The 25,235-nt window shown below is 71.5% G+C and carries 18 protein-coding genes; 12 read left to right on the top strand and 6 right to left on the bottom strand.

The genetic code is table 11. The features are described 5' to 3' along the window. The first annotated feature begins 79 nt into the window (after nt 1-79). The 4 genes from SMD20_RS21970 to SMD20_RS21955 all read left to right on the top strand — a co-directional run bounded on the left by SMD20_RS21970 (nt 80) and on the right by SMD20_RS21955 (nt 11,509). The gene (locus SMD20_RS21970) at nt 80-3,343 is read left to right on the top strand and encodes a LamG-like jellyroll fold domain-containing protein (protein ID WP_329584058.1); all 3,264 of its coding nucleotides are present in this window, start codon (nt 80-82) and stop codon (nt 3,341-3,343) included. Nucleotides 3,344-3,431: 88 nt separating this feature from the next. Next, entirely contained in the window at nt 3,432-9,734 is a 6,303-nt protein-coding gene (locus tag SMD20_RS21965) for an RHS repeat-associated core domain-containing protein (RefSeq protein WP_329584057.1), read from the top strand. 128 nt (nt 9,735-9,862) lie between these two features. Continuing rightward, nucleotides 9,863-10,621 (top strand): SDR family NAD(P)-dependent oxidoreductase, encoded by a 759-nt coding sequence (locus SMD20_RS21960; protein WP_329584056.1) that lies wholly within the window; start codon nt 9,863-9,865, stop codon nt 10,619-10,621. A 54-nt stretch (nt 10,622-10,675) separates the two neighbouring features. Beyond that, entirely contained in the window at nt 10,676-11,509 is an 834-nt protein-coding gene (locus tag SMD20_RS21955) for an alpha/beta fold hydrolase (protein WP_329584055.1), read from the top strand. Nucleotides 11,510-11,518: 9 nt separating this feature from the next. Here the strand turns inward: SMD20_RS21955 and SMD20_RS21950 are convergent, their stop codons facing one another. The 3 genes from SMD20_RS21950 to mce all read right to left on the bottom strand — a co-directional run bounded on the left by SMD20_RS21950 (nt 11,519) and on the right by mce (nt 14,679). Beyond that, nucleotides 11,519-12,664: an AI-2E family transporter gene (locus SMD20_RS21950; RefSeq protein ID WP_329584053.1), complete on the bottom strand. Its 1,146-nt coding sequence runs from the start codon at nt 12,662-12,664 to the stop codon at nt 11,519-11,521. A gap of 108 nt (nt 12,665-12,772) precedes the next feature. Further along, on the bottom strand, nt 12,773-14,062 hold the full coding sequence (locus tag SMD20_RS21945) for a DivIVA domain-containing protein (RefSeq protein WP_329584052.1): 1,290 nt from the start codon (nt 14,060-14,062) through the stop codon (nt 12,773-12,775). Between the two features lie 185 nt (nt 14,063-14,247). After that, nucleotides 14,248-14,679, bottom strand: a complete 432-nt coding sequence (gene mce, locus SMD20_RS21940; protein ID WP_091090881.1) for a methylmalonyl-CoA epimerase — start codon at nt 14,677-14,679, stop codon at nt 14,248-14,250. Nucleotides 14,680-14,764: 85 nt separating this feature from the next. Here mce and SMD20_RS21935 point away from each other — a divergent pair, with 85 nt between their 5' ends. From SMD20_RS21935 to SMD20_RS21920, 4 genes are all read left to right on the top strand, one after another. Then, entirely contained in the window at nt 14,765-15,952 is a 1,188-nt protein-coding gene (locus SMD20_RS21935) for an acetyl-CoA C-acetyltransferase (protein ID WP_329584049.1), read from the top strand. 152 nt (nt 15,953-16,104) lie between these two features. Continuing rightward, nucleotides 16,105-16,533, top strand: a complete 429-nt coding sequence (locus SMD20_RS21930) for a hypothetical protein (protein WP_329584047.1) — start codon at nt 16,105-16,107, stop codon at nt 16,531-16,533. Next, nucleotides 16,527-16,754, top strand: a complete 228-nt coding sequence (locus SMD20_RS21925) for a helix-turn-helix transcriptional regulator (RefSeq protein ID WP_329584045.1) — start codon at nt 16,527-16,529, stop codon at nt 16,752-16,754. Before SMD20_RS21930 ends, SMD20_RS21925 begins: the two co-directional genes overlap by 7 nt. Next, nucleotides 16,751-17,722 (top strand): NAD(P)-dependent alcohol dehydrogenase, encoded by a 972-nt coding sequence (locus SMD20_RS21920; RefSeq protein ID WP_329584044.1) that lies wholly within the window; start codon nt 16,751-16,753, stop codon nt 17,720-17,722. Before SMD20_RS21925 ends, SMD20_RS21920 begins: the two co-directional genes overlap by 4 nt. A gap of 166 nt (nt 17,723-17,888) precedes the next feature. On the opposite strand, the gene SMD20_RS21915 is transcribed toward SMD20_RS21920, so the two are convergent. The 3 genes from SMD20_RS21915 to SMD20_RS21905 form a co-directional block, all read right to left on the bottom strand. After that, on the bottom strand, nt 17,889-18,041 hold the full coding sequence (locus tag SMD20_RS21915; protein ID WP_329584043.1) for a hypothetical protein: 153 nt from the start codon (nt 18,039-18,041) through the stop codon (nt 17,889-17,891). A 139-nt stretch (nt 18,042-18,180) separates the two neighbouring features. Continuing rightward, nucleotides 18,181-18,852 (bottom strand): DUF4230 domain-containing protein, encoded by a 672-nt coding sequence (locus tag SMD20_RS21910; protein ID WP_329584041.1) that lies wholly within the window; start codon nt 18,850-18,852, stop codon nt 18,181-18,183. A 510-nt stretch (nt 18,853-19,362) separates the two neighbouring features. Further along, entirely contained in the window at nt 19,363-21,426 is a 2,064-nt protein-coding gene (locus SMD20_RS21905; RefSeq protein ID WP_329584039.1) for a hypothetical protein, read from the bottom strand. A gap of 228 nt (nt 21,427-21,654) precedes the next feature. On the opposite strand from SMD20_RS21905, the gene SMD20_RS21900 reads away from it, so the two are divergent. The 4 genes from SMD20_RS21900 to SMD20_RS21885 are packed head-to-tail and all read left to right on the top strand — an operon-like array spanning nt 21,655 to nt 25,230. After that, nucleotides 21,655-22,206, top strand: a complete 552-nt coding sequence (locus SMD20_RS21900; RefSeq protein ID WP_020546658.1) for a MarR family winged helix-turn-helix transcriptional regulator — start codon at nt 21,655-21,657, stop codon at nt 22,204-22,206. After that, nucleotides 22,190-23,125 (top strand): tetratricopeptide repeat protein, encoded by a 936-nt coding sequence (locus SMD20_RS21895; protein ID WP_329584036.1) that lies wholly within the window; start codon nt 22,190-22,192, stop codon nt 23,123-23,125. Before SMD20_RS21900 ends, SMD20_RS21895 begins: the two co-directional genes overlap by 17 nt. 9 nt (nt 23,126-23,134) lie before the next feature. Then, nucleotides 23,135-23,764, top strand: a complete 630-nt coding sequence (locus SMD20_RS21890; protein ID WP_329584034.1) for a cytidylate kinase-like family protein — start codon at nt 23,135-23,137, stop codon at nt 23,762-23,764. A gap of 56 nt (nt 23,765-23,820) precedes the next feature. Beyond that, nucleotides 23,821-25,230 carry an NAD-dependent malic enzyme gene (locus SMD20_RS21885; protein WP_329584032.1) on the top strand — a complete coding sequence of 470 codons (1,410 nt, stop codon included), beginning with the start codon at nt 23,821-23,823 and terminating at the stop codon, nt 25,228-25,230. The last annotated feature ends 5 nt before the right edge of the window (nt 25,231-25,235 follow it).

The following is a 25,235-nucleotide window of genomic DNA, read 5'->3' as shown; positions in this document are numbered from 1 at the left end:
GGTCTCCGTTCCGCGCGTAACCCCTGCTCAGCATGGGCGAGGACAAATGCGGGTTGTGCGTTTACTTGGTGCGGCGGCGATGGCGTTCCCGATGGTGGCGGTGGTCCTGACACAGGCACCACCCGCCGCGGCCGAGACCCCTCCGGCGGCGTATGCCGCGGCGCCGCCGGAGCAGGCCGGGCCGCCCGGCCAGGAGGGCGCGGAGCGGCAGGCGGCCGCCCTGGCCCGGCGGGAGAACCGCACGGTCGAGATCGAGTCCATGCGCGGCGAGACCCGCCGCGTCTTCGCCAAACCCGACGGCACGTTCACGCTGGAGCAGTACGTCCGCCCCATCCAGGTCCGCAGGGACGGCGGATGGGTGCCCGTGGACACCACGCTCCGCCTACGCCCGGACGGCGTGATCGAGCCGGTCGCCGCCGCGGTCGGCGTCACCTTCTCCGGCGGCGGCGACGGCCCGCTGGCCCGCCTGTCGCGCGGCGGCAAGACCCTGGAGCTCGGCTGGACCGGCCCGCTGCCCAAACCCACGCTGAACGGCGACACCGCCACCTACGCCGAGGTCAGGCCGGGCGTCGACCTCCAGGTCACGGCCGACGTGGACGGCTTCTCGCACCTGCTCGTGGTCAAGACGCGGGCCGCGGCCGAGGCCCTGACCGAGCTGGCGTACCCGCTGGCCGCCGAGGGCCTGTCGGTGAAGACCGACGCCGCGGGCAACCTGCGGGCGCTCGACGAGGCCGGCGGCGCGCTCTTCCTCGCCCCCACCCCCAAGATGTGGGACTCCGAGGGCGTGACCAGCCCGAAGGCGCTCAGGGAAGGACGTTCGCCCGAGGCCCGCGAGGCCACGATGGGCGTCACGGTCAAGGGCCGTGAGCTGCGGCTCAAGCCGGACCGCGCGATGCTGACGGACCCGGGGACACAGTTCCCCGTCTACCTCGACCCCTACTTCTCGGCCTCGCGCGGCTCGTGGACCGCGGTCTGGAGCAACTGGCCGAACTCCAACTACCTCAACTCCAGCGACGTCGCCCGGGTGGGCCACGTCGAGTCGCAGAAGAACCGCTCGTTCTTCCAGATGGCGACCGGCGCGACCATCCACGGCAAGCAGATCGTCAAGGCGACGCTGCGGACGTACGAGACGTGGTCGTACTCGTGCAGCGCCCGCAAGGTCGAGGCGTGGGGCACCGGCGCGATCAGCTCCAGCACCACCTGGAACAAGCAGCCGACCTGGACCAGGCTGCTGAGCACGGTGAACGTGGCCAAGGGCTGGGGCGCCTCCTGCATGCCCGGCGGCGTCGAGTTCGACATCACCTCCTGGGCCGCCGACGCCGCGGCCAAGAAGTGGAACCAGATGACCGTCGGCCTCCGGGCCACCAGCGAGACCGACGTGTACGCCTGGAAGAAGTTCAAGAACAACCCGACCGCGGTCATCGAGTACAACTCCATCCCCAACGACCCGGTCGCCGCCGACGTCTGGTCGGACCCGGGCGGCCCCTGCGTCTCCGGCGACGACCGGCCCATCATCAGCACCGCCACGCCCAAGCTGTGGGCCAAGCTCAAGGACGCCGACAACTCGGTCAAGGGCCGCTTCGAGTGGTACAACGCCGCCGGCGTGAAGACCGGCGAGTACGTCACCGCCACCGGCTCCTCCGGCACCGCCTTCGCCGCCACCGTCCCGACCAGCCTGTACGCCGACGGCGCGCTGGTCCGCTGGCGGGTGCGCGGTGAGGACGGCAAGGCGAACAGCGCCTGGAGCCCCTGGTGCGAGGCCACGGTGGACTCCACCGCGCCCGGCCAGCAGCCCACGGTCACCTCGACCGAATACCCGGAGAACACCTGGTCCGATGGCCTCGGCCTGGCGGGGACGTTCGGCTTCGGCCCCAACGGCGTCACCGACGTGGCCTCCTACCTCTACGGGCTCGACACCGGCCCCAACACCGCGGTCGCGGCCGGCGAGGAGGGCAAGGCCACGATCCAGATCACCCCGCGGCACGACGGCCCCAACGTGCTGTCGGTCCGCAGCAAGGACCGCGCCGGGCAGCTCGGCCCGATCCGCACGTACGTCTTCAACGTCAACGCGGGCCGCCCGACGGCCGGGCACTGGCCGCTCGACGAGGGCCAGGGCGGCACCGCCGCCGACGCGGGAGGCACGCACCCCGCGACCCTGAGCGGCGCGACGTGGACGACCGGCCGCACCGGCTCGGCGCTGCGCCTGGCCAGCGGCTCCGCGCAGACCGCCGGCCCGGTCCTCGACACGAGCCGCAACTTCGCCGTCGCCGCCTGGGCCCGCCTGACCTCCAACGCCGCCACCGCGACCCTGCTCACCCAGGAGGGCGGCAGGACCGGCGCGTTCGCCCTGCAGTACTCCAAGAGCGACGACCGCTGGGCGTTCACCCGCACCGCCGCCGACGCCGACGGCGCGGCGACCACGCGCGCCCTGTCGGCCGCCGCGCCCAGGCTGAACGAGTGGACCCACCTGGCAGGCGTCTACGACACGGCGTCCCGGCAGCTCTCGCTCTACGTCAACGGCCGCCTGGAGTCCACGGTCGCCTTCACCCAGCCGTGGAACGCCACCGGCAAGTTCGTCGCCGGCCGCGGCAAGGCGGCGGGAGCGGCGGCCGAGTTCTGGCCTGGTGACGTGGACGACGTGCGCGCCTACGGCCGGGCCATGTTCGCCGACGAGGTCGCCGACCTGATCAACAGCGCGTCCACGCTGGTCGGCCACTGGTCGCTGGACGAGGAGAGCGGCACCGCCGCCGCCGACTCCTCCGGACGGGCCACGCCCGCCACGCTCGCCGGGGCCGCCTCCTGGACCTCCGGCTGGCTGGACGGCGCGCTCGCGCTCGACGGCGTCACCGGCGCGGCCCAGACCACCAAGCCCGCGGTCTCCACCGCCACCGGCTTCACCGTCGCCCTGTGGACCCAGCTCGACTACCTGCCCACCAAGGACGTCGCCGCCGTGTCCCAGACGGGCAACCGGGCCGCCGGGTTCCAGCTCGGCTACGACACCGCGCAGCAGCGCTGGGTGTTCGGGATGGCCTCGGCCGACACCGACACCGCGACCCTCGTACGGACCCGCTCCGACTCCCTCGCCAACCCGATGGAGTGGACCCACCTGGCCGGTGTGTACGACGCCCTGACCGGCCAGCTCCGCATCTACGTCAACGGCCGCCTGTCCGCCACCACGGTCACCGGCCACACCAGCACCTGGAACGCCACCGGACCGCTGCAGCTGGGCCGGACCAAGAGCGCAGGCGTCCTGACCGGCTACTGGCCGGGCACCGTCGACGACGTCCGCACCTACGACGGCGTGCTCAACGCCGATCAGATCGCCCAGCTCGCCGCCCAATGACCGCCGCCCGATAACTGCCGCTCAGTCACCCCTTCTTTTCGCCCAGTACACCCCCTCCAAGAGCAGCACCACCCGACTGGGAGAGTTCATGGATCTGCCGAGTGAGTTAGAGCTGCCCGAATCCCGCTGGAATCGCCCTCCGGAAACCCCGGAGTTCGCCGACGCCCCCGACCCCTACTGGAACCGCTTCCTCCACCCGAAGCCCGAATCCCCCTGGCCGCGCCGCCTGGCGACGGTCCTGTCCGTCATCCTCATCGCCCCCATGGCGTACGCCCTGCCCGCCGAGGCCGCCCCTCGCCCTGCTCCCCAGGTGCAGAAGGAGACCCCGGTCAAGGGCACCAAGGTGCCGGTCCTGCCCCCGCTGGACGACCCGGTCGCCAAGCAGGTCTGGACGGCCCCGCCCGCCGTGAGCTGGCCGAAGCCGCAGACCGCCGAGCTGGGCGGCACGGACGCCGCGGCGAGGACCCTCGCCGCGGGTGACTTCCCGGTCAGGCTGGCTCCGCAGAAGGCCGCGAAGAACGCCAAGACCGCCGAGGCGGCGGAGGCGGCGGAGGCGGCGACCCCGGTCAAGGTGGAGTTGCTCGACCCCGCCAAGTCCGACCGGTTCGGCCTGACGATGCGCGTCTCCCCGACCGAGGGCGCGGTGGCCGCCCGCTCGGCCGGCAAGGCGACGACCCGGCTCCAGATCGACTACTCCGGCTTCCGCTACGCCTACGGCGGCGACTACGGCGCCCGCCTGCGCGTGGTCAAGCTGGAGGAGTGCGCGCTCACCGGCGCGGCGGACTGCCCGCAGCCCACGCCGGTCAAGAGCGAGAACAACGCCGCGGACGGCACGGTGACCGCCGAGGTCGAGACGGCCGGCCTGTACGCGGTGACCGCCGCCGCCTCGGGCCCGTCCGGCGACCACTCGGCCACCTCGCTGGGCCCGAACGCGCAGTGGAGCGTCGGCACCCAGTCCGGCGACTTCAACTGGGGCTACGAACTGCGCGTCCCGCCCGCCCTGGGCGGCGACGAGCCGGACGTGGCGCTCGGCTACTCCTCGCAGAGCGTGGACGGCCGTACCGTCTCCACCAACAACCAGCCGTCATGGGTGGGTGAGGGCTTCGAGCTCAGCCCGGGCGGCTTCGTCGAGCGCCGCTACAAGTCCTGCTCGATCGACGGCAAGAAGACCGGCGACCTGTGCTGGGACCAGGACAACGCCGTCCTGACCCTCGGCGACTCGGCGGTGGAGCTGGTCAAGGACGCCACCACCAAGCAGTGGCGGCCCAAGCGCGACGACGGCACCAGGATCGAGTACCTCACCGGCGCCACGAACGGCGACAACAACGGCGAGTACTGGCGCGTCACCACGCAGGACGGCACCCAGTACACGTTCGGACTCAACCGGCTGCCCGGCTGGGCCACCGGCAAGGCCGAGACCAAGTCGGTGCAGACCGTGCCGGTGTTCGGCAACAACAGCGGCGAGCCCTGCTACAACAGCACCCCGGCCAACGCCTGGTGCCAGCAGGCCTACCGGTGGAACCTGGACTACGTGGTCGACCCGCACGGCAACGCGACCACCTACTGGTACGTCCAGGAGAAGAACTACTACGGCCGCAACAGCAAGCCCGAGTTGGGCACCGTCTACGACCGCTCCGCCTACCTGAGCCGCATCGACTACGGCTACCTGCAGAACGAGCTGTTCGCCAAGCAGCCGGCCTCCAGGGTCGTGTTCGACGTGGCCGAGCGCTGCCTGCCGAGCGGCACCATCACCTGCGCTCCCGAGCAGCTCAAGAAGGAGACCGCGGCGAGCTGGCCGGACGTGCCGTTCGACCAGATCTGCGACTCGGGCGTGAAGTGCACCGACCGCGTGACGCCGACGTTCTTCACCCGCAAGCGGCTGACCAAGGTCACCACGCAGATCCTCACCAGCGCCGGGACGTACACGCCGGTGGACTCCTGGACGCTGGCCCACCAGTTCCCCGCCACCGGTGACGGCCTCAGCCCGTCGCTCTGGCTGGCCTCGATCCAGCAGACCGGGCACGTCGGCGGCACGCTGTCGCTGCCGAAGACGACCTTCATCGGCGTGCAGCTCCCCAACCGGGTGGACGCCAACGAGGGACGCGCCCCGCTGGTCAAGTGGCGCGTCCAGGCGGTGGCCAACGGCACCGGCGGCGAACTGCGGGTCAACTACAAGGCCGCCGAGTGCAAGCCCGGCGAGCTGCCGGCGGCGGACAAGAACACCAAGCTCTGCTTCCCGCAGCGCTGGGCGCCGCCGGACGAGACCGAGGTCACCGACTGGTTCCACAAGTACGTGGTCGCGCAGACCCTGGAAGTGGACCGGGTCGGCGGCGGCACCCCCGTCGTGACCTCCTACGAGTACCTGGACGGCGCCGGCTGGCGCTACGCCGAGAACATCCTCGTCAAGCCCGCCGAGCGCACGTGGTCGGAGTGGCGCGGCTTCGGCCGGGTCCGGGTGCGCGAGGGCGACGGCCAGGACACCAAGCGCACGCTCACCGAGTTCCGCTACTTCCGTGGCCTGCACGGCGACAAGCAGGCCGACGGCACCAAGCGCACCGTCCAGGTGGAGGACACCGAGGGCACCAAGCTGGACGACCTCGACCAGTACTCCGGCTTCGAGCGTGAGGAGATCCTCTACGACGGCGACGGCGGCTCGCTGCTGAGCGCCACCGTCGAGAAGCCGTGGTCGGTGAAGACCGCCGAGTCCACGCAGGGCGGCATCACCAAGGCCGCGTACGTGGTCGAGGCCCAGTCGATGGTCACCCGCAAGGCGGTGGCCGGCGGCAAGTGGCGGCGCACGGGCGAGGAGCGCTCGTACGACGCGACGGGCACGCTGCTGTCGGTGGAGGACAAGGGCGACCTGTCCACCGCCGACGACGACCAGTGCACCCGCTACACCTACGCACGCAACGACGCGAGCTGGATGATCGACTACACCAGCCGGATCCACAAGGTCGCCGCCCCCTGCACCACCGGCGTGTCCACGCTGGCCACCGGCGACCTCATCTCCGACGAGCGGATCCAGTACGACGGCAAGGCCAACGGCCAGGCGCCGAGCAAGGGCGACGTGACGGCGGTCCAGGTCGTCGTCGGCGGTGACGGCGGCACGATCACCGACACCACGCGCACGTACGACTCCTACGGCCGCGAGACCAGCGAGACCGACACCGTCGGCACCAAGTCCACGACCGTCTACACGCCGGCCGCCGGCCTGCTCGCCACGGAGGTCGTCGAGACCAACCACCTCGGCCACGTCGAGCGCACGCTCGTCGAGCCGGCGTGGGGCGAGCCGGTCGCCGAGATCGACGCCAACAACCGCCGGGTCGAGATGGAGCACGACCCGCTCGGCCGGCTGGTCAAGGTCTGGCAGGCCGACCGCAGCAAGGCGGCCCAGCAGACGCCCAACACCGAGTACTCCTACGTCATGCGGGCCGACGGCCCCAGCTACGTCGTCACCAAGACCCTGCGTGACGACGGCACGTACGTCAGCGACTACGAGCTGTACGACGGCCTGATGCGCGAGCGCCAGACCCAGGAGCCCGCGCCCAGGGACGACCAGACGCAGGACCCGGCCCTGCGTGACGGCCGCACGATCACCGACACCTTCTACAACTCCCAGGGAGAGGAGTACAAGTCCAACACCGGCTACTTCGCCACCGGTAACCCCTCCACGGACCTGCTCGGCGTCGCCGACGTCGCGGTGCCCAACCAGGTCGTGACGACCTTCGACGGCACCGGCGAGGCGAACGCGCAGATCCTCAAGGCCAAGGGCGTGGAGAAGTACCGGGTGTCGGTCGTCAACGAGGGCGACCGGGTCCACATCACGCCGCCGCCCGGAGGCACCGCGACCACCCGCATCGGCGACTCCGAGGACCGGCTGATCGAGCTGCGCCAGTACAAGGGCGCGACCCCGACCGGCGAGTACGAGGCCACCAAGTACGCCTACGACCACGCCGGCCGCCTGTCCACGGTGACCGACGCCGCGGGCAACGTGTGGCGTCACCACTACGACCTGCGCGGCCGGGAGATCAAGACCGAGGACCCCGACAAGGGCGTCACGACGATGACGTACAACGACGCCGACGAGCTGGTCAGCACGACCGACTCGCGCGGCAAGACGCTGTACTACGTCTACGACTCCCTGGGCCGCAAGAAGGAGATGCGCGAGGGCTCGGCGACGGGTCCGCTGCTGGCCGAGTGGAAGTACGACGCCCTGGCCAAGGGGCACATGAACGCCAGCATCCGGTACGCGGGCGGGCAGGCGTACAAGGCCGAGATCAACGCGATCGACATCGACTACCGGCCGCTGCGCGAGACGGTCACCGTCCCCGAGCGTGAGGGCAAGCTGGCCGGCTCGTACGTGCTCAACACCCGCTACACGGCCGACGACCAGGTCCAGTCGGTCACCTTCCCGGGTGTCGGCGGGCTGGCCGAGGAGCAGGTGGTCTACGGCTACGACGCGCTCGCGCAGCCGGTGAAGGTCACCGGCCTGCAGACGTACGTGAACGCGACCCGCTACTCCAAGCTGGGCGAGACCCTCCAGTACGAGCTGGGCGGCTCGGGCAGCAAGAAGGCGTGGCTGACCTACAACCACGACGAGACCACGCGCCGGCTGACCAGCTTCCGGCTGGACCGCGAGGGCTCGTCCGCGACCGACCTCAACCTCGGTTACACCTACGACGCGGTCGGCAACATCACCAAGATCGCCGAGGCGGGCGGCCAGGACACGCAGTGCTTCACCTACGACCACCTGCGCCGGCTGAGCTCGGCGTGGACGGCCACGGACGACTGCGCGTCCGGCTCGCCGAAGTCCGCCACGATCGGCGGCGTGGCCCCGTACGCGGTCAGCTACGCCTACGACGTGACCGGCAACCGGATCAAGGAGACCAAGCACGCCTGGGGCGGCACGGCCGAGACCAGCCGGTCCTACGCCTACCCGCAGCCGGGCGGCAAGCAGCCGCACGCGCTGCAGAGCGTCGGCGCCGACCTGTTCGAGTACGACACGGCCGGCAACACCACCAGGCGCAAGATCGGCAACGCCGACCAGGCCCTGGTCTGGGACGCCGAGGGCAACCTCGAGTCGGTGACGGAGGCGGGCAAGACGACCTCCTTCATCTACGACGCCGAGGGCGATCGGCTGATCCGCAAGACGCCGACCGACGCGACCCTCTACATCGACGACATGGAGCTGCGTTTCGACTACGCCAAGGACGTGGTCCAGCAGACCCGCTACTACACGATCAACGACGAGCCGATCGCCGTCCGCACCCCGGACAACCAGGTGTTCTTCCTGGTCAACGACCACCAGAGCACGGCGCAGGCCGCGGTGAACGCCGCGACGGGCGAGCTGGCGATGCGGCGGACGACCCCGTTCGGCGAGGAGCGTGGTTCGCCACCGCCCTGGTGGCCGGGTGAGCGCGGGTTCGTGGGCGGCACCAAGGACGCCACGACGGGGCTCGTGCACCTGGGAGCCCGCGAGTACGATCCCAAGCTCGGCAGGTTCCTGTCGGTGGACCCGGTCATCGACGACGTGGACCCGCAGCAGCTCAACGCTTACGCCTACGCCAACAACAGCCCGGTCACCATGACCGACCCCGACGGCCAGTGGGTGTGGGTCGTGGTCGCGATCGGCGTCCGGGTCGGCGCCCGCTACCTCGCCAAGCGCGCCGCCCAGCGGGCGGCCGCGGCGGCCCTGCGCCGCGCGGCGATCAAGCGGGCCAGGGAGGCGGCCAGGAAGCGTGCGCTCGCCGAGGCGCGCAAGCGGGCCGCCGAGGAGGCCAAGAAGAGGGCGAGGGAGAAGGCCAAGCAGGAGGCCGCTCGCGCGGCCAAGCGCAAGCGGGCCGCCGCGCTGCGGAAGAAGCTCCGGGAGAAGCAGGAGCGGGCGCGTGCCGCCGCCGCCAAGCGGCGGGCCGCGATGGCCGCCCGCAGGCAGGCGCGGAAGGCGGCTCGCGAGGCGGCGGCCAAGCGGAGGCTGGCGCTCGCGGCGCGCAAGCGCAACCACTACCGTGGTCGCGTCCCGCGGGGTATCCAGCAGGCCCGGTCCACTCCGGCGCGGCGGCCGACGAGCCATCGCGCGGCGCAGCGGTCGGCCCCGCCGAAGGCGACCCGGCAGCCGGCGCAGCCGAGACCGAGCCAGGTCTACCGCAACGACGGGACCGCGCAGCCGACGCAGTCGTACACCGTGTACGGCAACGGCCGGTTGTACCCCAATGGCCGGCCGCCGTCCAACCTCCCCAACCGGGGCGGTTCCGGCCAGGGTGAGAAGCAGATCTTCAAGCCCGAGAAGGTCGAGCTCGAACCCAACAGGACGGGTCTGACGATGCAGACCGTCAACCGCGCTCCGAAGATCATCGACAACATCGCCGACATCATCGACGGGTTCCTGGGATGACCCCTTCCTGATCGACACCATCCAGGCGCGCCGGCGCGGAGCCCCGAGGCTCCGCGCCGGTGGCGTTCCCGGATCCCACCTCCATAGAATCTTGTTCGGTTCGGCTGGCACGCAACGGAGGAGGCGGCGTGGGCGCGTTCGATCTCAACGGTAAGCAGGCCCTGGTCACGGGGGCTTCGAAGGGCATCGGGCGGGCCATCGCGCTCGCCTACGCGGCGGCCGGCGCCGACGTGGCCCTGGTGTCCCGGTCGGCCGACGCGCTCGCCGAGGTCGCCAAGGAGGTCGAGGCGCTCGGCCGCCGGGCCGTCGTGCTGCCCGCCGACCTCACCGACCGCGACGCCGCCGCGAGCATGGTGGCCGCCGCGATCGACGGGCTCGGTCACCTCGACATCGTCGTCAACAACGCGGGCGGCTCGAACTTCATGGTCGAGTTCAAGGACCTGCGGCTGTCCGGCTGGGACAAGCTCATGCGGCTCAACCTCGACTCGGCCATGGTCGTCTGCCACGCGGTCGCGCCCCACCTGCTGGAGCGGGGGAGCGGGTCGGTCATCAACGTGGCCTCCGTCGCGGCGCTCGGCGCGCCCTTCCTGGCCCCGTACGCGGCCGCCAAGGCCGGGCTGGTCGCGCTCACCAAGACGCTGGCCCTGGAGTGGGCGCGGGCCGGCGTACGGGTCAACGCCCTGTGCCCCGGCTGGACGGCCACCGAGCTCAACCGCAACCTCTGGGACGACGCGAGCGGCGGGGCGGCCACGGTCGCCACGGTGCCCATGCGGCGCTGGGGGACCGCCGAGGAGATGGCCCAGCCGGCGATCTTCCTGGCGAGCGGGGCGTCGGCGTACATGACCGGGCAGGTCCTTTTCATCGACGGCGGAGCCACCGCCGTCTGACCTGCGCTCCAGCAGGCCGGGGAGAAGCGGTCGCGCGCTTTGCGGCATATCGGCATGCGACATCGTGTGCTCATCAGCGTGATCCGCGTTACCGTGGGGGCCGTGCAGCTCTACACGAGATCGTCCGGGACCGGGCTCCCGGTTGTGCTGCTTCACGCCTTCCCGCTGTCGTCGGCCATGTGGCTGGCCCAGCGGGAAGGACTGGCCAAGGTCTGCCGGGTCATCACCCCCGACCTGCGCGGCTTCGGCGGCTCCCGGCTGGGCGAGGACGACCCGTCGCTCGACCTCATGGCCGACGACGTCGCCAGGCTGCTCGACGACGAGGGCATCGAGCGGGCGGTGGTGGGCGGGCTGTCCATGGGCGGCTACGTCACGCTGGCGTTCTGCCGCAGGCACCCCGACCGGCTGCTCGGCGCGATCCTCGCCGACACCAAGGCCGTCCCCGACCCGGCTCCCGCGCGGGACAACAGGGAGCGCATCGCGCAAGCCGTGCTGTCCGAGGGCAGCGACGTGCTGGTCAGCGAGGTGCTGCCGGGGCTCATCGGGCCCACGACCAAGGAGCGGCGGGCCATGGTGTTCGGGCGGGTCAAGGGGCTGGTGCAGTCCGCCCCGCCGGGCGCGGTCGCCTGGGCGCAGCGCGCGATGGCCGGGCGGCCGGACTCCACCGGCACGCTCGCGGCGCTGAAGGTCCCCCTGCTGGTCGTGGTGGGCGAGGAGGACGACCTGACGCCGCCCGCCGAGGCCAAGGCCATGGCGGAGGCGGTACCGGGCGCGCGGCTGGAGGTCATCCCCAAGGCCGGCCACCTCAGCGCGGTCGAGCAGCCGGAGGCGTTCAACGCGGCCGTGTCGGAGTTCCTGCAGACCGAGCTGGGCGCCGCGCGCCAGTGAGGGGCCCGCTCAGGCGCGGGCCTGCCGGGGGATCACCACCTCGCGGATGATCAGCGCGATGGCCGCGGCCACCGGGATCGCGAGCAGCGCGCCGACGATGCCGAGCAGCGCCCCGCCGAACAACGCGGCGATCACCGTCACGGCCGGCGTCACGTCCACCGAGCGTTTCATCACCCTCGGGTAGATGAGGTAGTTCTCGACCTGCTGGTAGATGATGAAGAAGATCGCGCAGGCGATGCCGGCCGGCACCGACTGCAGCAGCGCCACGGCCGAGACCACCACCGCGCCGATCGTGGCGCCCACCAGCGGGATCAGGTCCGTCAGGGCGACGATGAGGGCGAGCGCGAGCGCGTACCTGACGTCCACGATGGACAGGAAGATCCAGGTCACCACGCCCGCGATGACCGAGATGAGCACGTTGCCAGCGACGTAGCCGCCGATCCCGGTCAGGATCTCCTCGCTGATCGCGCTGGTCCGCTCCCGGCGCGAGGCCGGCACCAGCTTCAGCATGTACGCCTTGATCGTGTGCAGCGAGCCGAGGAAGTAGAGCATGAGCACCAGCAGCGTCACCGTGGTGAACACGCCGTCCAGCACCACCAGGCTCGCGCCCATGATGCCGGTCGCGAGCGACGGCCCCAGCACGGTGGTCACGAACTGGGCAACCTGCGGGATGATCTGGTAGTCGGCGTCGAGCTGCCGCAGCGTCGGGTGGTTGCTCAGCTCGTTGACGTAGCCCGGCACCGCCGCCACGAAGTCGGCGAGCTCCCGCCCCACCGGCGGCACGATCGCCAGCCCGAACAGCACGAACGCCACGATCACCCCGATGAACACGATGGAGATCGCGGCCCTTCTGGCGAGACCGCGCCGCTGCAACGCCTCGACGGCCGGATTGAGCCCGACGGCCAGGAACATCGCCACCACGACCAGGATGATCGTGCTCAGCGAGTTGACGACCATCTGCGCGATCGCGATCGCGGTCAGCACCCCCAGGCCGCCGACCAGCCCGAACAGGAACGGGCCGCGGGCGAGCGGCTTGCCCGGCAGGCCGTACGGCTGCGCCGGGCCGCCGTTCCCCGGCCCGTCCTCGGCCCTGGGGCCGTCCTCGACCTTGGGGCCGTCCTCGATCTTGGGCCCGGTCTCGGCATTCGCGGACACTTACCAGCAACTCCTCCCATATAGGGCAGAAAACACAGAGAGAGCCTAGCGATCCAGTGATCGCCAGGCTCTCTCCCAGCCGTCAAACAGCCCCGGTGCGGTGAATCGTTACTCCTGCCACCACTCCGCGTCGTCGTCGGACTTGGCCTCGATCTTGGCCGCGGGCGTCGTGGCCGGCGCCTCGACCACAGGCGCGGGCGCCGGGATCGCGGGCTTCGGCGGAGCCGCGGTGACCGCGGGCTCCGGCTCCATGCCGGGCAGCGCAGCGCCGCCGAGGAGCTGACGGAGCTGGGCCAGGTGGCTGGTGATGCTGTCCCGCTGGCGGGTCAGCTCGTCGACCTGGCGCTGCATCGCCGTACGGGTGCGCTCAGCCTCGGTCTTCGCCTCGGTGACGATGGTCTCGGCGCTCGACTTCGCCTCGGCCACGATGGACTCGGAGTTCTTGCGGGCGTTGGCGACGAGCTGCTTGGCGTGCAGGTCGGCCTCGCGGCGGGTCTGCTCGGCCTGCTGGGTCGCCTTCGTGGCCCGCGACTCGGCGGTGGCGGCGCGCTGCTCGGCCTCGGCGACCAGCTTCTGCGTGGCGGCCTGGGCGGTGGCGTGGCGCTCGGCCTCCTGGCGCTCCGCCTCCTCGCGGCGGGAGGCGAGCTGGATCTCGAACTCCGCCTCGTCCTGGGCCCGCTTGGCCTCCGACTCCTCCAGCACCCGCTGCGCCTGGGCGCGCATCTCGTCGGCCTGGCGCTTGGCGGTGGTCAGCACCTCGTCGCGCTCGCGCTTGGTCGAGGCCCGGAGCTGGGCGACCTCGCGCTCGGTCGTGGTGCGGAGCTTGGCGATCTCGCGCTCGGCGTCGGCGCGCTTCTCGGCCACCTCGTGGTCGGCCGTGGCGCGGAGCTTGGCGACCTCACGCTCGGTGGTGTTGGTCAGCTCGTCGGCCTCGCGGCGGGCGGTGCCCCGGATCTCCTCGGCGTCGCGCTCGGCGGCGGAGCGCATCTCGTCGCTCTCGCGGGTGGCCTGGGCGCGCTTCTCGGCGGCCTCGGCCTCGGCGGCGGCGCGCATGTCGGCGGCCTCGACCTTGGCCGCGGCCTTGATCTCGTTGGCCTCGGACCTGGCGGCCTGGACGAGCTCGGTGGCCTGCTCCTCGGCCAGCCGGAGCAGCTGCTCGATGCGGGCGCCGAGACCGGAGTAGGTCGGGCGCTCCTGCTCCTGGAGCTGGCGCTGGGAGTCGGACAGGTCGCGCTGCAGGCCGGTGATCTGCTCGCGCGCCTGGCGAATCTCCTGGTCGAGCTGCTTGAGGTGGTCGTGGACCTGATGCCGGTCGTAACCGCGAAGCACCACATCGAATTCGCGTGCGGGTGCGTCCTCGAAGAAATTGTTGAGCTGGGCGTCGATGTCGGACTGCATGGAGGCTCGATCCTGGGTTGTCGAGACGGCTACACGTGCCGGACGGGGGGTTCGGGGCATCCGATCCAGGAGCCTGTGCCTCGCGGCAGGCTCCCTGTCCGGTTGGGAGGACCAGCGTACTCCGCCGGTGCCACCGGCGAAGCCCCGTCCAATTTTCTGCGTGACTAGTTACATATGAGCTTCTTTTACGATTTGTCGGGATCGGCAGCTTGGACCAGCTCCGTCAGCATTCCGCCCACATCCTTGGGATGCAGGAAGGCGATCCGCGAATCCATGGAACCGTGCCTGGGACGCTCGTCCAGCAGCCTCACACCCTTTGCGCCGATCTTAGCCATGGTTTCGGTGACATCGCGTACACCGAACGCGACATGATGAACACCCTCGCCTCTCCTGGCGAGGAATTTCCCCACGGGCGAGTCCTCGGAGAGAGGCTCCAGGAGCTGGATGTAGGAGCCCCCGCCCTCGCCGTCGGCGATGTGCAGCATGGCCTCCTTCACCCCCTGCTCCTCGTTGACCTCACGGGCGACCACCGTGAGCTCGAAGGTCTCCGAGAAGAAGCGGATCTTCTCCTCAAGGTCGTGGCAGGCGATCCCTATGTGGTCGATCCGCATGAACATGTGTGGTCTACCTCCATGGCGAGCGACGTTGTACCCGTGGGTATCGTGTCAAAGACCCGACGCGCGAGCACAGGAGGCCGTTGTCATGTCCAGGTCCGTCATTGTCGCCGGAGCTCGCACCCCCATCGGGAAACTGCTCGGCACCCTGTCCGGCCTGTCGGCCGTCGAGCTGGGCGGCATCGCGATCAAGGCCGCTCTGGAGCGCTCCGGCGTCGCCCCCGAAGCCGTCGAGTACGTGATCATGGGCCAGGTGCTCCAGGCCGGCGCCGGGCAGATCCCGTCCCGCCAGGCCGCCGTCAAGGCCGGCATCCCGATGACCGTCCCCTCCATCACCATCAACAAGGTCTGCCTGTCCGGCCTCGACGCGATCGCGCTGGCCGACCAGCTCATCAGGGCCGGCGAGTTCGACATCGTGGTGGCCGGCGGCATGGAGTCCATGACCAACGCCCCCCACCTGCTGCCCGGCCTGCGCAAGGGCGTCAAGTACGGCGGCTCCGAGGTCGTCGACTCGATGGCGCACGACGGCCTGTTCTGCGCCTTCGACCAGTGCGCGATGGGCGAGTCCACCGAGCGTCACAACAGCCGCCTCGGCATCGGCCGCGAGGAGCAGGACGCGGTCTCGGCCCGTTCCCACCAGCTCGCCGCCGCGGCCATCAAGAACGGCGTCTTCGACGACGAGATCGTCCCGGTGCCGATCCCGCAGCGGCGCGGCGAGCCGGTGCTGGTCAAGGAGGACGAGGGCGTACGCGGCGACACGACGGCGGAGACGCTCGCCAAGCTCCGCCCGGCCTTCGCCGCCGACGGCACCATCACGGCCGGCTCGGCGTCCCAGATCTCCGACGGCGCCTGCGCGGTGGTCGTCATGTCCAAGGCCAAGGCCGAGGAGCTGGGCCTGGAGTGGCTGGCCGAGATCGGCAGGCACGGCAACGTCGCCGGGCCCGACGCCTCCCTGCAGTCCCAGCCGGCCAACGCCATCAAGCAGGCCATGGCCAAGCAGGGCGTGAGCGCGGACGACCTCGACCTGGTCGAGATCAACGAGGCGTTCGCCAGCGTGGTGGTCCAGTCGGCCAAGGAGTTGGGCGTGCCGCTGGACAAGGTCAACGTCAACGGGGGCGGCATCGCGCTCGGGCATCCGATCGGGGCCTCCGGCGCGCGCATCGTGCTCACCCTCGCCCACGAGCTGAAGCGCCGGGGCGGCGGGCTCGGCGCGGCCGGGCTCTGCGGCGGCGGCGGCCAGGGCGACGCCCTGCTCATCAGCGTCCCGAAGTCCTGACCCCGTCCTTCTTCTGATCACCGCTCACCGGCCCGGTGATGGTCGCTTCTGACCGTCACCGGGCCGTTCGCGTGTGCGCGATCGCCGCGTCACCGTGCGTTGCGATGTAAAAAATTCTAGACACGATGTACGCCGTGCTTTACATTCCAAGTATGGCTTCCGAAGAGAAACGCGCCTGGGTCATGCTGGTGGTCACGGTCGTGGCGTACGGCGTCTACGTCGCCACGGTCCTCGGCCGGGCGGGCGCCGTGCCGCTGACCGAGGTGCCCTACGTGGCACCCCTGCTGTGGAGCATCGGCGGGGCGTTCCTGGCCTCGATGGTGCTGTTCATCGCGGTGAGCACCACCGCGCCCGCCGAGGTCGGCAAGAAGGACCAGCGGGACCGCGAGATCCACCGCTACGGCGAATACACCGGGCAGTGGTTCCTCGTCGCCGGCGCGGTCGCCGGGATGGTCATGGCGATGGCCGAGCTCCCGCACTTCTGGATCGCCAACGTGCTCTACCTGGGGTTCGTCCTGTCGGCCGTCCTCGGGTCCACGCTCAAGATCGTCGCCTACCGGCGGGGGCTGCCGGGATGGTGAAGCCCACGAAGGTCACCAACACGATCCGCGCCCTGCGCTTCACGCACGGCGAGATGACCCAGGCGGAGCTGGCCGACCGCATCGGCGTCACGAGGCAGACGATCATCGCCATCGAGCAGGGCCGGTACTCACCGTCCCTGGAGGTGGCCTTCCAGATCGCGCGGGTCTTCGGCGTCCCGCTCGACGACGTGTTCCAGTACCCGGACGGAGACCAGTCATGAAAGCGATCACCAGAAGCGTGTACGGCCCGCCCCGCGTCCTCGGCCTCGCCGAGGTGCCCGAGCCCGAGCCCGGCGACGGCGAGGTCCGGTTACGGGTCCACGCGGCGGGCGTCGACCAGGGCGTGTGGCACATGCTCACCGGCATCCCGTACGTCATGCGCCTCGGCATCGGCCTGCGCCGCCCCAGGAGCCCCTGGCTCGGGGCCGACGTCGCGGGCGAGGTGACGGCGGTCGGGGCCGGCGTCACCGCGTTCAAACCCGGCGACCGCGTCTTCGGCACCTGCAGCGCGGCCTACGCCGAGCACGCCTGCGCCCGCGCGGACCGGCTCGCGCCGATGCCCGCGAACCTGTCGTACGAGCAGGCCGCCGCCATCCCCACCTCGGGCATGACCGCGCTGCGCGCGCTGCGCGACTCCGGCCGGGTGCGGCGCGGGCAGCGCGTGCTCATCACCGGCGCGGGCGGCGGCGTCGGGACGTTCGCCGTGCAGCTCGCCAAGACGTTCGGCGCGCACGTCACGGGCGTGTGCTCCGGGGCGAAGGAGGAGCTCGTCCGCTCGATCGGCGCGGACGACGTCATCGACTACACGCGCGAGGACTTCACGGACGGCGGCCGGCCCCCGTTCGACCTCATCGTCGACATCGCGGGCCTGCGCCCGCTGGCCCACCTGCGGCGGGCGCTCACGCCGCGCGGCACGTACGTCATCGTGGGCGGGGAGGGCGGCGGCCGGTGGTTCGCCGGGCTGGACCGGCAGCTGCGGACCGCCCTGTACGGGCCGTTCACGCGCAAGCGGCCCCGGATGTTCTTCGCCTTCCCCCGCGAGGCCGACCTGCAGACGCTGGCCGAGCTGGCGGGGAACGGGGGGATCACGCCGGTCGTCAGCGCGACGTACCCGCTGGAGCGGGTGCCCGAGGCGATCCGCGAGCTGGAGAAGGGGCACGCGCGCGGCAAGCTCGTCATCACGGTGTGAGCCGCCGGGCCCCCTGCCCGGACAGCGCGATGCCCCGGTCCGACCAGGATGGACCGGGGCTTCGCGTACGTTCCGGAGCCGTCGACCAGGAATGCTCCGGGCGCCCCTTATGGGGGCTGTTCAGCCCGGCCGCGAGGGAGGCGGCGGCCGGGCTGCTTGTGGGCGGTCACGCGGAACGGAAACGGGCGAAGACCGAGCGGTGGCGGCGCTCGGCCCGCGGCCCGCGCAGCGCCTCCCGTACGCGCCGCTGCTCGGCGGCGGCCTGACGGAGTTCGGAGGCGTGGTGCTGCATGACGCTGTATTCGAGTTCGGCGTTCATTCGAGTGCTCCTCTGGGCTTTTTCGCGTTGCCTGTCGTCTGCACTCTCAAGATTGCTCCTAAGGCCCTCCCCGGCACATCGGGCTTATGCCTTATCTCTGGGCGTAGGAGTCCTAGGTATGTACCTAGGACGGGGCGGCTCAGGGCTCGTCGGTGAACTTGACGGAGACCTTCGTGAAGCCGAGCGACCTGAGCAGGCCCGTCATCATCGCCTTGGTGTTGGCGTCCGCGCGGGTCCGCAGGTCGCTCGCCACGGCCGCCTCGGTGATCTTCTTCTCCGCCAGCAGGTACAGCTCGCGCTGGTCGCCAGGGGAGCCCGACAGGAAGTCCGAGACGCGGTCGAACAGGCCGCGCTGCTGGGCGAAGACGTACGAGCGGTCGTTGTCGAGGTTCGGCTTCTCCAACTGGGCGTGGGGGAGGCGGATCGTCGCCTCCGTACGGTCCTCCGAGACCGTGACCGCGTTCGTCGCGAGGGAGGAGAAGTCCACGTAGGCGTCCACGCCGCCCGCGCCGACGAACAACGTCCTGGTGCCCTTGATCGCGTCGGGCAGGAAGTTCGCGTCCTTCTCCAGGTCCACGACCACCTGGAAGGTGCCGGTCGCCGCCTCGAAGCGGCTGAGGTCCTTGATGGACTCCAGCAGGACCGGCTGGCTGCGGTCGATGGTCCGCTCGCCCGCCGGGTTCAGGTACGTCCAGGCCAGCCGCCCGGCCACCACCAGCAGGACCGCCAGGACCAGCAGGCCCGCCGCGTATCGCCACCAGCGACGCCGTACGGGGGTGACCTCCGGCGGCGTCGTACGGGAAGTCGTCATGGTGGCATGACTACCCGCACAGCGATCATCAGTGCCAGCCCCAGGGTGACATCTCCGATTCCGCCCGCTTACGCCCGCCGCACCGGGGACCTCACACTCGCCCCGGCCGGCCGCCTGCTGCGGGCCTGAGGGGCAGAGCGACGCGGGCCACCTGGACGCCTCCTGACGTGCGCGGTCGTTTGTGTGGGGGAGGGCGTGGTGGGACGTGCGGGGCGGGTCGCGGCGTGTGCGGTCTTTTGTGCGGGCGAGGGCCTGGTGGGTCGCGCCGGGCGTGTCCTAGCGCTGTGCGGTCGTAGCGCGAGGTGGGACGTGCTGGGCGTGTCCTGGCGTGTGCCGTCGTGGGTCAGGTAGGGCGCCCTCGGGACGCGTCCGGCGGGCGTGCGCCGTCGTAGGTCCCGGTGCCGCCGGCCCACGGGGTGCCGCTCTACGGGCGGGGGGATGGCGGGTCGTCGCGTGTCACGCCTGCGCGCGCTCCGCCCCTCTGTGTCGTTTCCTGGCTGTCCGGCCGTCCTATGCCCTGTCGCCGGACGTCCTGTGACCCTGACTCTGGACACCCTGACTACGGATGCTCTGGGTCCCGGCGGCGTAAGGCCGGTCCCCGGACGTCGCGTCGTCGGCGGGCCAGTGGCCGCGCCACCCTTCGCCGCGCGGCCCGTGAGCGTCGGTCCTGCCGTGGGCCCATGCGCGCCCGGCTCCCGTGCGGGTGTCTCTCGTGCGCGAGTCTCCGGTGCGCGGTGCTCCAGAGCGCGAGTCTCCGATGCGCGGTGTACCGGTGCGCGGCGTCCCGGTTTGTGTTGTTCCGGTGCGCGGGGCTCCCTGGGCCCAGGAGCCGGTCCCGGATGAGCCGTGGCCGAGCGGGCCGTGGCCGGGTGAGCCGTTGCCGGATGATGAGCCGGGGCCGCTGGAGCCGGGGGACGTGGTGGGGCCGGGGGCGGTGGGGCGGGTGGCCGGGACGTCGCCGGTGGCGGGCCGTTCGGCCGCCGTGCCGCCTTGCGGACCGGCCGTGGGCTGCTCGGCCGTCGTGCCGCCCCGCCGACCCCAGCCCTGACCGTTCCAGTGGTCGTGGGAGGCCCAGCCGAACGGCCCCCGGCCGGCGTGCCGGGTGTACCCCCGGCCGGGCTCGGTGGCGCCGCCGGCCGTGGACCAGGTGGGCGGGCCCGCCGCCACCCAGCCGGGCGCGGGCTCGGGCGCGTAGCCCAGGGAAGGCGCGGTGCCGGACGTGCCCGGCGTGCCGTACGACGTGGGCGGGGCGGCCGGCGTGGCGGCCGGGTCGGGGTAGACCGGGTAGACGTGCGTGGAGTCGGGCGACGGCTGCACCGACTGCGGCACGACCTGCGGCCGGGCCGGGCTGCCGCCGAAGTGCGTGCTCGACAGCCGGCAGTTGCGGAAGTCGCTGTAGAACATGCGCAGCCACTCGCGCCGCTGGTGCTCGCTCAGCCAGGAGAACCACGAGGTGGCGTACTGGTGCTCGGCGAGCGGCCCGCCCGCCGGCGGCTCGCCGCGCAGCCATACCATGACGATCTCCCGGTAACCCTCCGTGACCAAGCCGGGGCAGGGGTCGGACAGCGCCTCGATGTACTCGTACGCCGCCTTCTCCGCGAACCCGGCGGAAAGGTCGGGAACGTGGATCGGCGCGAGTCCGAGCGAGGGCCGCAGCTTCTCCTCCAAGGGCCGCTGCTCCACCCGCTTGAACGCCGCCGGCGTGCCGTCGAGCCGCATGGCGATTTGGGTGAACACCGCCCCCAGCTCGGTCAGCCCGGCCCGCATCCCCGGATGGACGCACACCGTGATCGGCCAGTCCTGGCAGGCGTAGGCGATGTCCTCGGCGGCGGCCGGCCGGGTCTGGGCCAGCACCCGCGACACGCCCATGCCCGCCGCCAGCACCGACAGCAGCGCGCACGCCAGCACCAGCGCCTGCCGCGTCACCGTCGCCGCCCAGCCGAGCAGCAGCGCCGCCGTGAGCCCGAGCAGCCAGATCGTCTGGTCGAAGAACGCGGCCCCGCTCAGCTCCTGGAACAGGTCGTACGGCTCGCCGGTGCCGGGCGCCAGCTTGTCCGCCCAGCCCCGGTCGTCGGCCAGCCACGAGAACGCCGCGTAGCAGGCCAGCCCGGCCAGCGGCGGCGTGAACGCCTTCGGCAGCACCCACCCGGCCACCCAGCCGATGACCGAGTAGAGCGCCAGCCCCGCCATGCCCATGCCCAGCCCGGGCAGGCTCAGCCGGCCCGCCTGGTCCGTGAGGACCGTCTTGACCGCCAGCACCAGCACCGTCGCCGCGAACGACCCCAGCACCACCAGCACGATCGCCAGCGGCGCCTTCAACGCCCGCCAGGTGGTGAGCGACCGGCCGCGCAGCGCGCGGCGTTTGCGCAGCGCCACCCAGGCGGCGAAGGCGGCCGCCACCGGGCCGGTCAGCCGGAGCGAGCCGATGACCGCGGCCACGATGTTCTCCCAGGCGTCCACGCCCGGTATCAGGACGTTCCACGCCGCGATCAAGCCGACAGCGAGCAGCACGGCAACCGTGACGGCCGCGCTCTGCTTCAGCTCCTCCCGTGAAACGCCCGCGTGCTCACGCACCCTTTGCCCCGTTGACGTCCATCAAGCACCCCCCGTGCCCCTCGGCAAGACGGAAGCGTGTAGTCCGGCCGGTCCCCACAGGCTGATGGACTTGGCTTCCGCGTCACCATACGTACGAGAACCATAACTGAGCGTGATGATTGATGTCCGGATTCTTGGTCAAGGAGGATCGCCTGTCGCTCCAGATCGCCCGACGAACCGGGACGAGAGGCGCGCTAACGTAGCTGCGTGTCACAGCAGAAGCCGCTCAACCTGCCGTTCGACCCCATCGACCGCGCCGCGGAGAGCTGGCGCGCCCACTTCGGGCCCTCCGCCGCCATGGCGGCCGTGACCTCCATCATGAGAGCGCACCAGATCCTGCTGTCGCAGCTCGACGGCCTGCTGAAGCCGTACGGACTGACCTTCGCGCGTTACGAGGGGCTCGTCCTGCTGACGTTCAGCAAGACCGGCGCGCTGCCGCTGTCGAAGATCGGCGAGCGGCTGATGGTCCACCCCACCAGCGTCACGAACACGGTGGACAGGCTGGAGAAGTCCGGTTACGTCCGTAGGCTGCCCAATCCGCGCGACGGCCGCGGCGTGCTCGCCGAGATCACCGACGCCGGACGTGACGTCGTCCGCCGCGCCACCCGCGACCTCATGGACGCCGAGTTCGGCCTGGCGATGTACGCCGAGGACGAACTCCACGGCCTGTTCGACCAGTTGCGCACGTTGCGGGTCGCGGCGGGTGACTTCGACGGCTCGTCCATGCGGCAAGATGAAGGGCATGGCGGACTTCTCTAGGCCCGGGTCGCTCTACGGGGCGATCGATCTGGGCGCTCGCAAGCAGGCACTGGAGGCGCAGGCCCGGCGTGAGGCCGCAGGTCCTCAGGCCGCGTCGGCCTCGGTCGTCGAGGTGACCGAGGAGACGTTCACGACCGATGTCGTCGACCGCTCCATGCAGGTGCCGGTCGTCCTCGACCTCTGGTCCCCCCGCGCGCCGGCCTCCGCGCAGCTCGGGCCGGTGCTGGAGAAGGTGGTCGGCGACCTCGGCGGGCGGGCCGTGCTGGCCAGGGTCAACGTCGACACCAGCCCGCAGATCGCGGCCGCGCTGCGCGTGCAGGCCGTGCCCACCGTGCTGGCGATCTTCCAGGGTCAGGCCGTCACCGGCTTCCAGCAGGTGCTGCCCGAGCAGGAGGTGCGCCGCTGGCTCGACGAGCTGATGGCCGCCGTCGAGCAGTTCTACCAGGCCAACCCCGCCGCCCGGCCGCCCGCGGCCGAGGGCGGCGAGGAGGCCCCGGCGGGCCCGCCGACGGACCCCGACCTCGCGGCGGCCGAGGAGGCCGTCGAGCGCGGCGACCTCGACGCGGCCGCCGAGGCCTACCAGCGGCTGCTGGCCCGCGCCCCCGGCCACGAGGACGCCAAGATGGGCCTGGCCGGCGTCACCCTGATCAAGCGCACGGAGGGCGTCGACCCCGGCGACCTCCAGCGTCGCCTGCAGGACCCCGCCGACCTCGACGCCCACCTGCTGGCCGCCGACCTCGAGATGCTGTCGGGCGCGGTCGACGAGGCGTTCAGCCGGGTCATCGCCGTGGTCAAGCGCACCTCGGGCGACGACCGCGACCGGGCGCGGCGGCACCTGCTCGGCCTGTTCGACACCTTGCCGAGCGATGACCCTTCTCTGGCGAAAGCGCGCAGAGCTTTGGCGAGCGCCCTGTTCTAGCCTGGGGATATGCGGGTCGTCACCATCTCGGCGACATACGGCACGGCCGGCGGTGAGATCGGCCCGGCCGTGGCCGAGCGTCTTGACGTGCCCTTCGTCGACCGTGCCATCCCCAGCGCCGTCGCCAGGCGGCTCGGCTGCACGCTGGAGGAGGCGCTGGTCCACGACGACCGCGCCGAGCGGGGGCTGGGCCGGCTCATCTTCGGCGCGATGCGGCTGCCCACGGTCGCCTTCGGCGGCGTCGACATGTACGTGCCGGGCGCCATGCCGCACGCCCCGGAGGAGTTCGTGCGTCACGCCGAGCGCATGATGCGCGAGACCGCCCGCGAGCGGGGCGGCGTCTTCCTCGGCAGGGCCGGAGCCCTGGTCCTCGCCGGCGAGCCCGGCGCCCTGCACGTCCGGCTCGACGCCCCGCTCCCGCGCAGGGTCCGCCGGGCCGCCGCGCTCGCCGGGACGGACGAGGACGAGGCCCGGCGCGTCGTGGACGACAACGACCGCGCCCGCGCGGCCTACTGGCGGCACTTCTACCGGGCGGATCCGGCCGACCCTCGCCACTACCACCTGGTCGTCGACAGCACCACGATCCCCGTTCCGGCCTGTGTCGAGCTGATCGTCCTGGCATCCGCGGCACTCGACTGACCGAACGCCCCCTAACATGGGAGGACTTCTTGGTCAGTCCCGAAGGAGCGATTGACGTGGCGACCGTCCCGAGTGTGTCGTACTCCATCACCGTGCGTCTCGAGGTGCCGGCCGGCGGCAAGGCCGTCAGCCAGCTCACCCACGCCGTAGAGTCGGCCGGGGGGGTGGTGACCGCCCTCGACGTCACCAACGCGGGCCACGAGAAGCTCCGCATCGACGTGACCTGCGCCGCCCGCGACACCGACCACGCCCAGGCGATCGTCGACCAGCTCGAGGCCGTCGAGAGCGTCGTCATCCACAAGGTGTCCGACCGCACGTTCCTCATGCACCTCGGCGGCAAGATCGAGATGCAGTCGAAGGTGCCGCTGCGCAACCGCGACGAGCTGTCGATGGCCTACACGCCGGGCGTGGCGCGGGTGTCGATGGCGATCGCGCGCAACAAGGAGGACGCGCGCCGCCTGACCATCAAGCGCAACACCGTGGCCGTCGTCACCGACGGCTCGGCCGTGCTGGGGCTCGGCAACATCGGCCCCGAGGCGGCGCTGCCGGTCATGGAGGGCAAGGCGGCGCTGTTCAAGCGTTTCGCGGGCATCGACGCCTGGCCGATCTGCCTCGACACCCAGGACGTCGACGAGATCGTGCGCACCGTCCAGGTCATCGCGCCCGGCTTCGGCGGCATCAACCTGGAGGACATCGGCGCGCCGCGCTGCTTCGAGGTGGAGCGGCGGCTGCGCGAGCTGCTCGACATCCCGGTCTTCCACGACGACCAGCACGGCACCGCGATCTGCGTGCTGGCGGCGCTCCAGAACGCGCTGCGGGTCGTCGACAAGAGCCTGGAGAACGTCAAGATCACGATGGCGGGCGCGGGCGCGGCCGGCAACGCCGTGCTGCGGCTGCTGCTCGCCGCCGGGGCGCGCAACGTCGTCGTCTGCGACTACCTCGGAGCCGTGCACAACGGCCGCGACGACCTCGACGAGTCGCTGCGCTGGATCGCCGACCACACCAACGCCGAGGGCTACGCCGGAGATCTGCGCGGCGCGCTCAAGGACGCCGACGTCTTCGTGGGCGTGTCCGCGCCGGGCATCCTGACCGGCGACGACGTCGCGACCATGGCCAAGGACGCCGTGGTGTTCGCGCTGGCCAACCCGGAGCCCGAGGTGTCGCCCGACGACGCCCGCGAGCACGCGACCGTGGTGGCCACCGGCCGCTCCGACTACCCCAACCAGATCAACAACGTGCTGGCCTTCCCCGGCGTGTTCCGCGGGCTGCTCGACGCGCAGGCGGCCGTGGTGACGCAGGAGATGCTGCTGGCGGCGGCCAACGCGCTGGCCGCCGTGGTCACGCCCGAGGAGCTGGGCCCCAACTACATCATCCCGAGCGTGTTCCACCCGGACGTGGCGGGTGCGGTGGCGGCGGCGGTCCGCGAGTCCGCGGGCGGCCGCGCCCGCGGCTTCACCGAGGCCTGACCAGG

The sequence above is a fragment of the Nonomuraea sp. LP-02 genome (assembly GCF_036289125.1).
GTDB lineage: Bacteria > Actinomycetota > Actinomycetes > Streptosporangiales > Streptosporangiaceae > Nonomuraea > Nonomuraea bangladeshensis.
The sequence above is the reverse complement of the archived record's forward strand: the minus strand, read 5'-3'. Positions and strand labels throughout refer to the sequence as shown.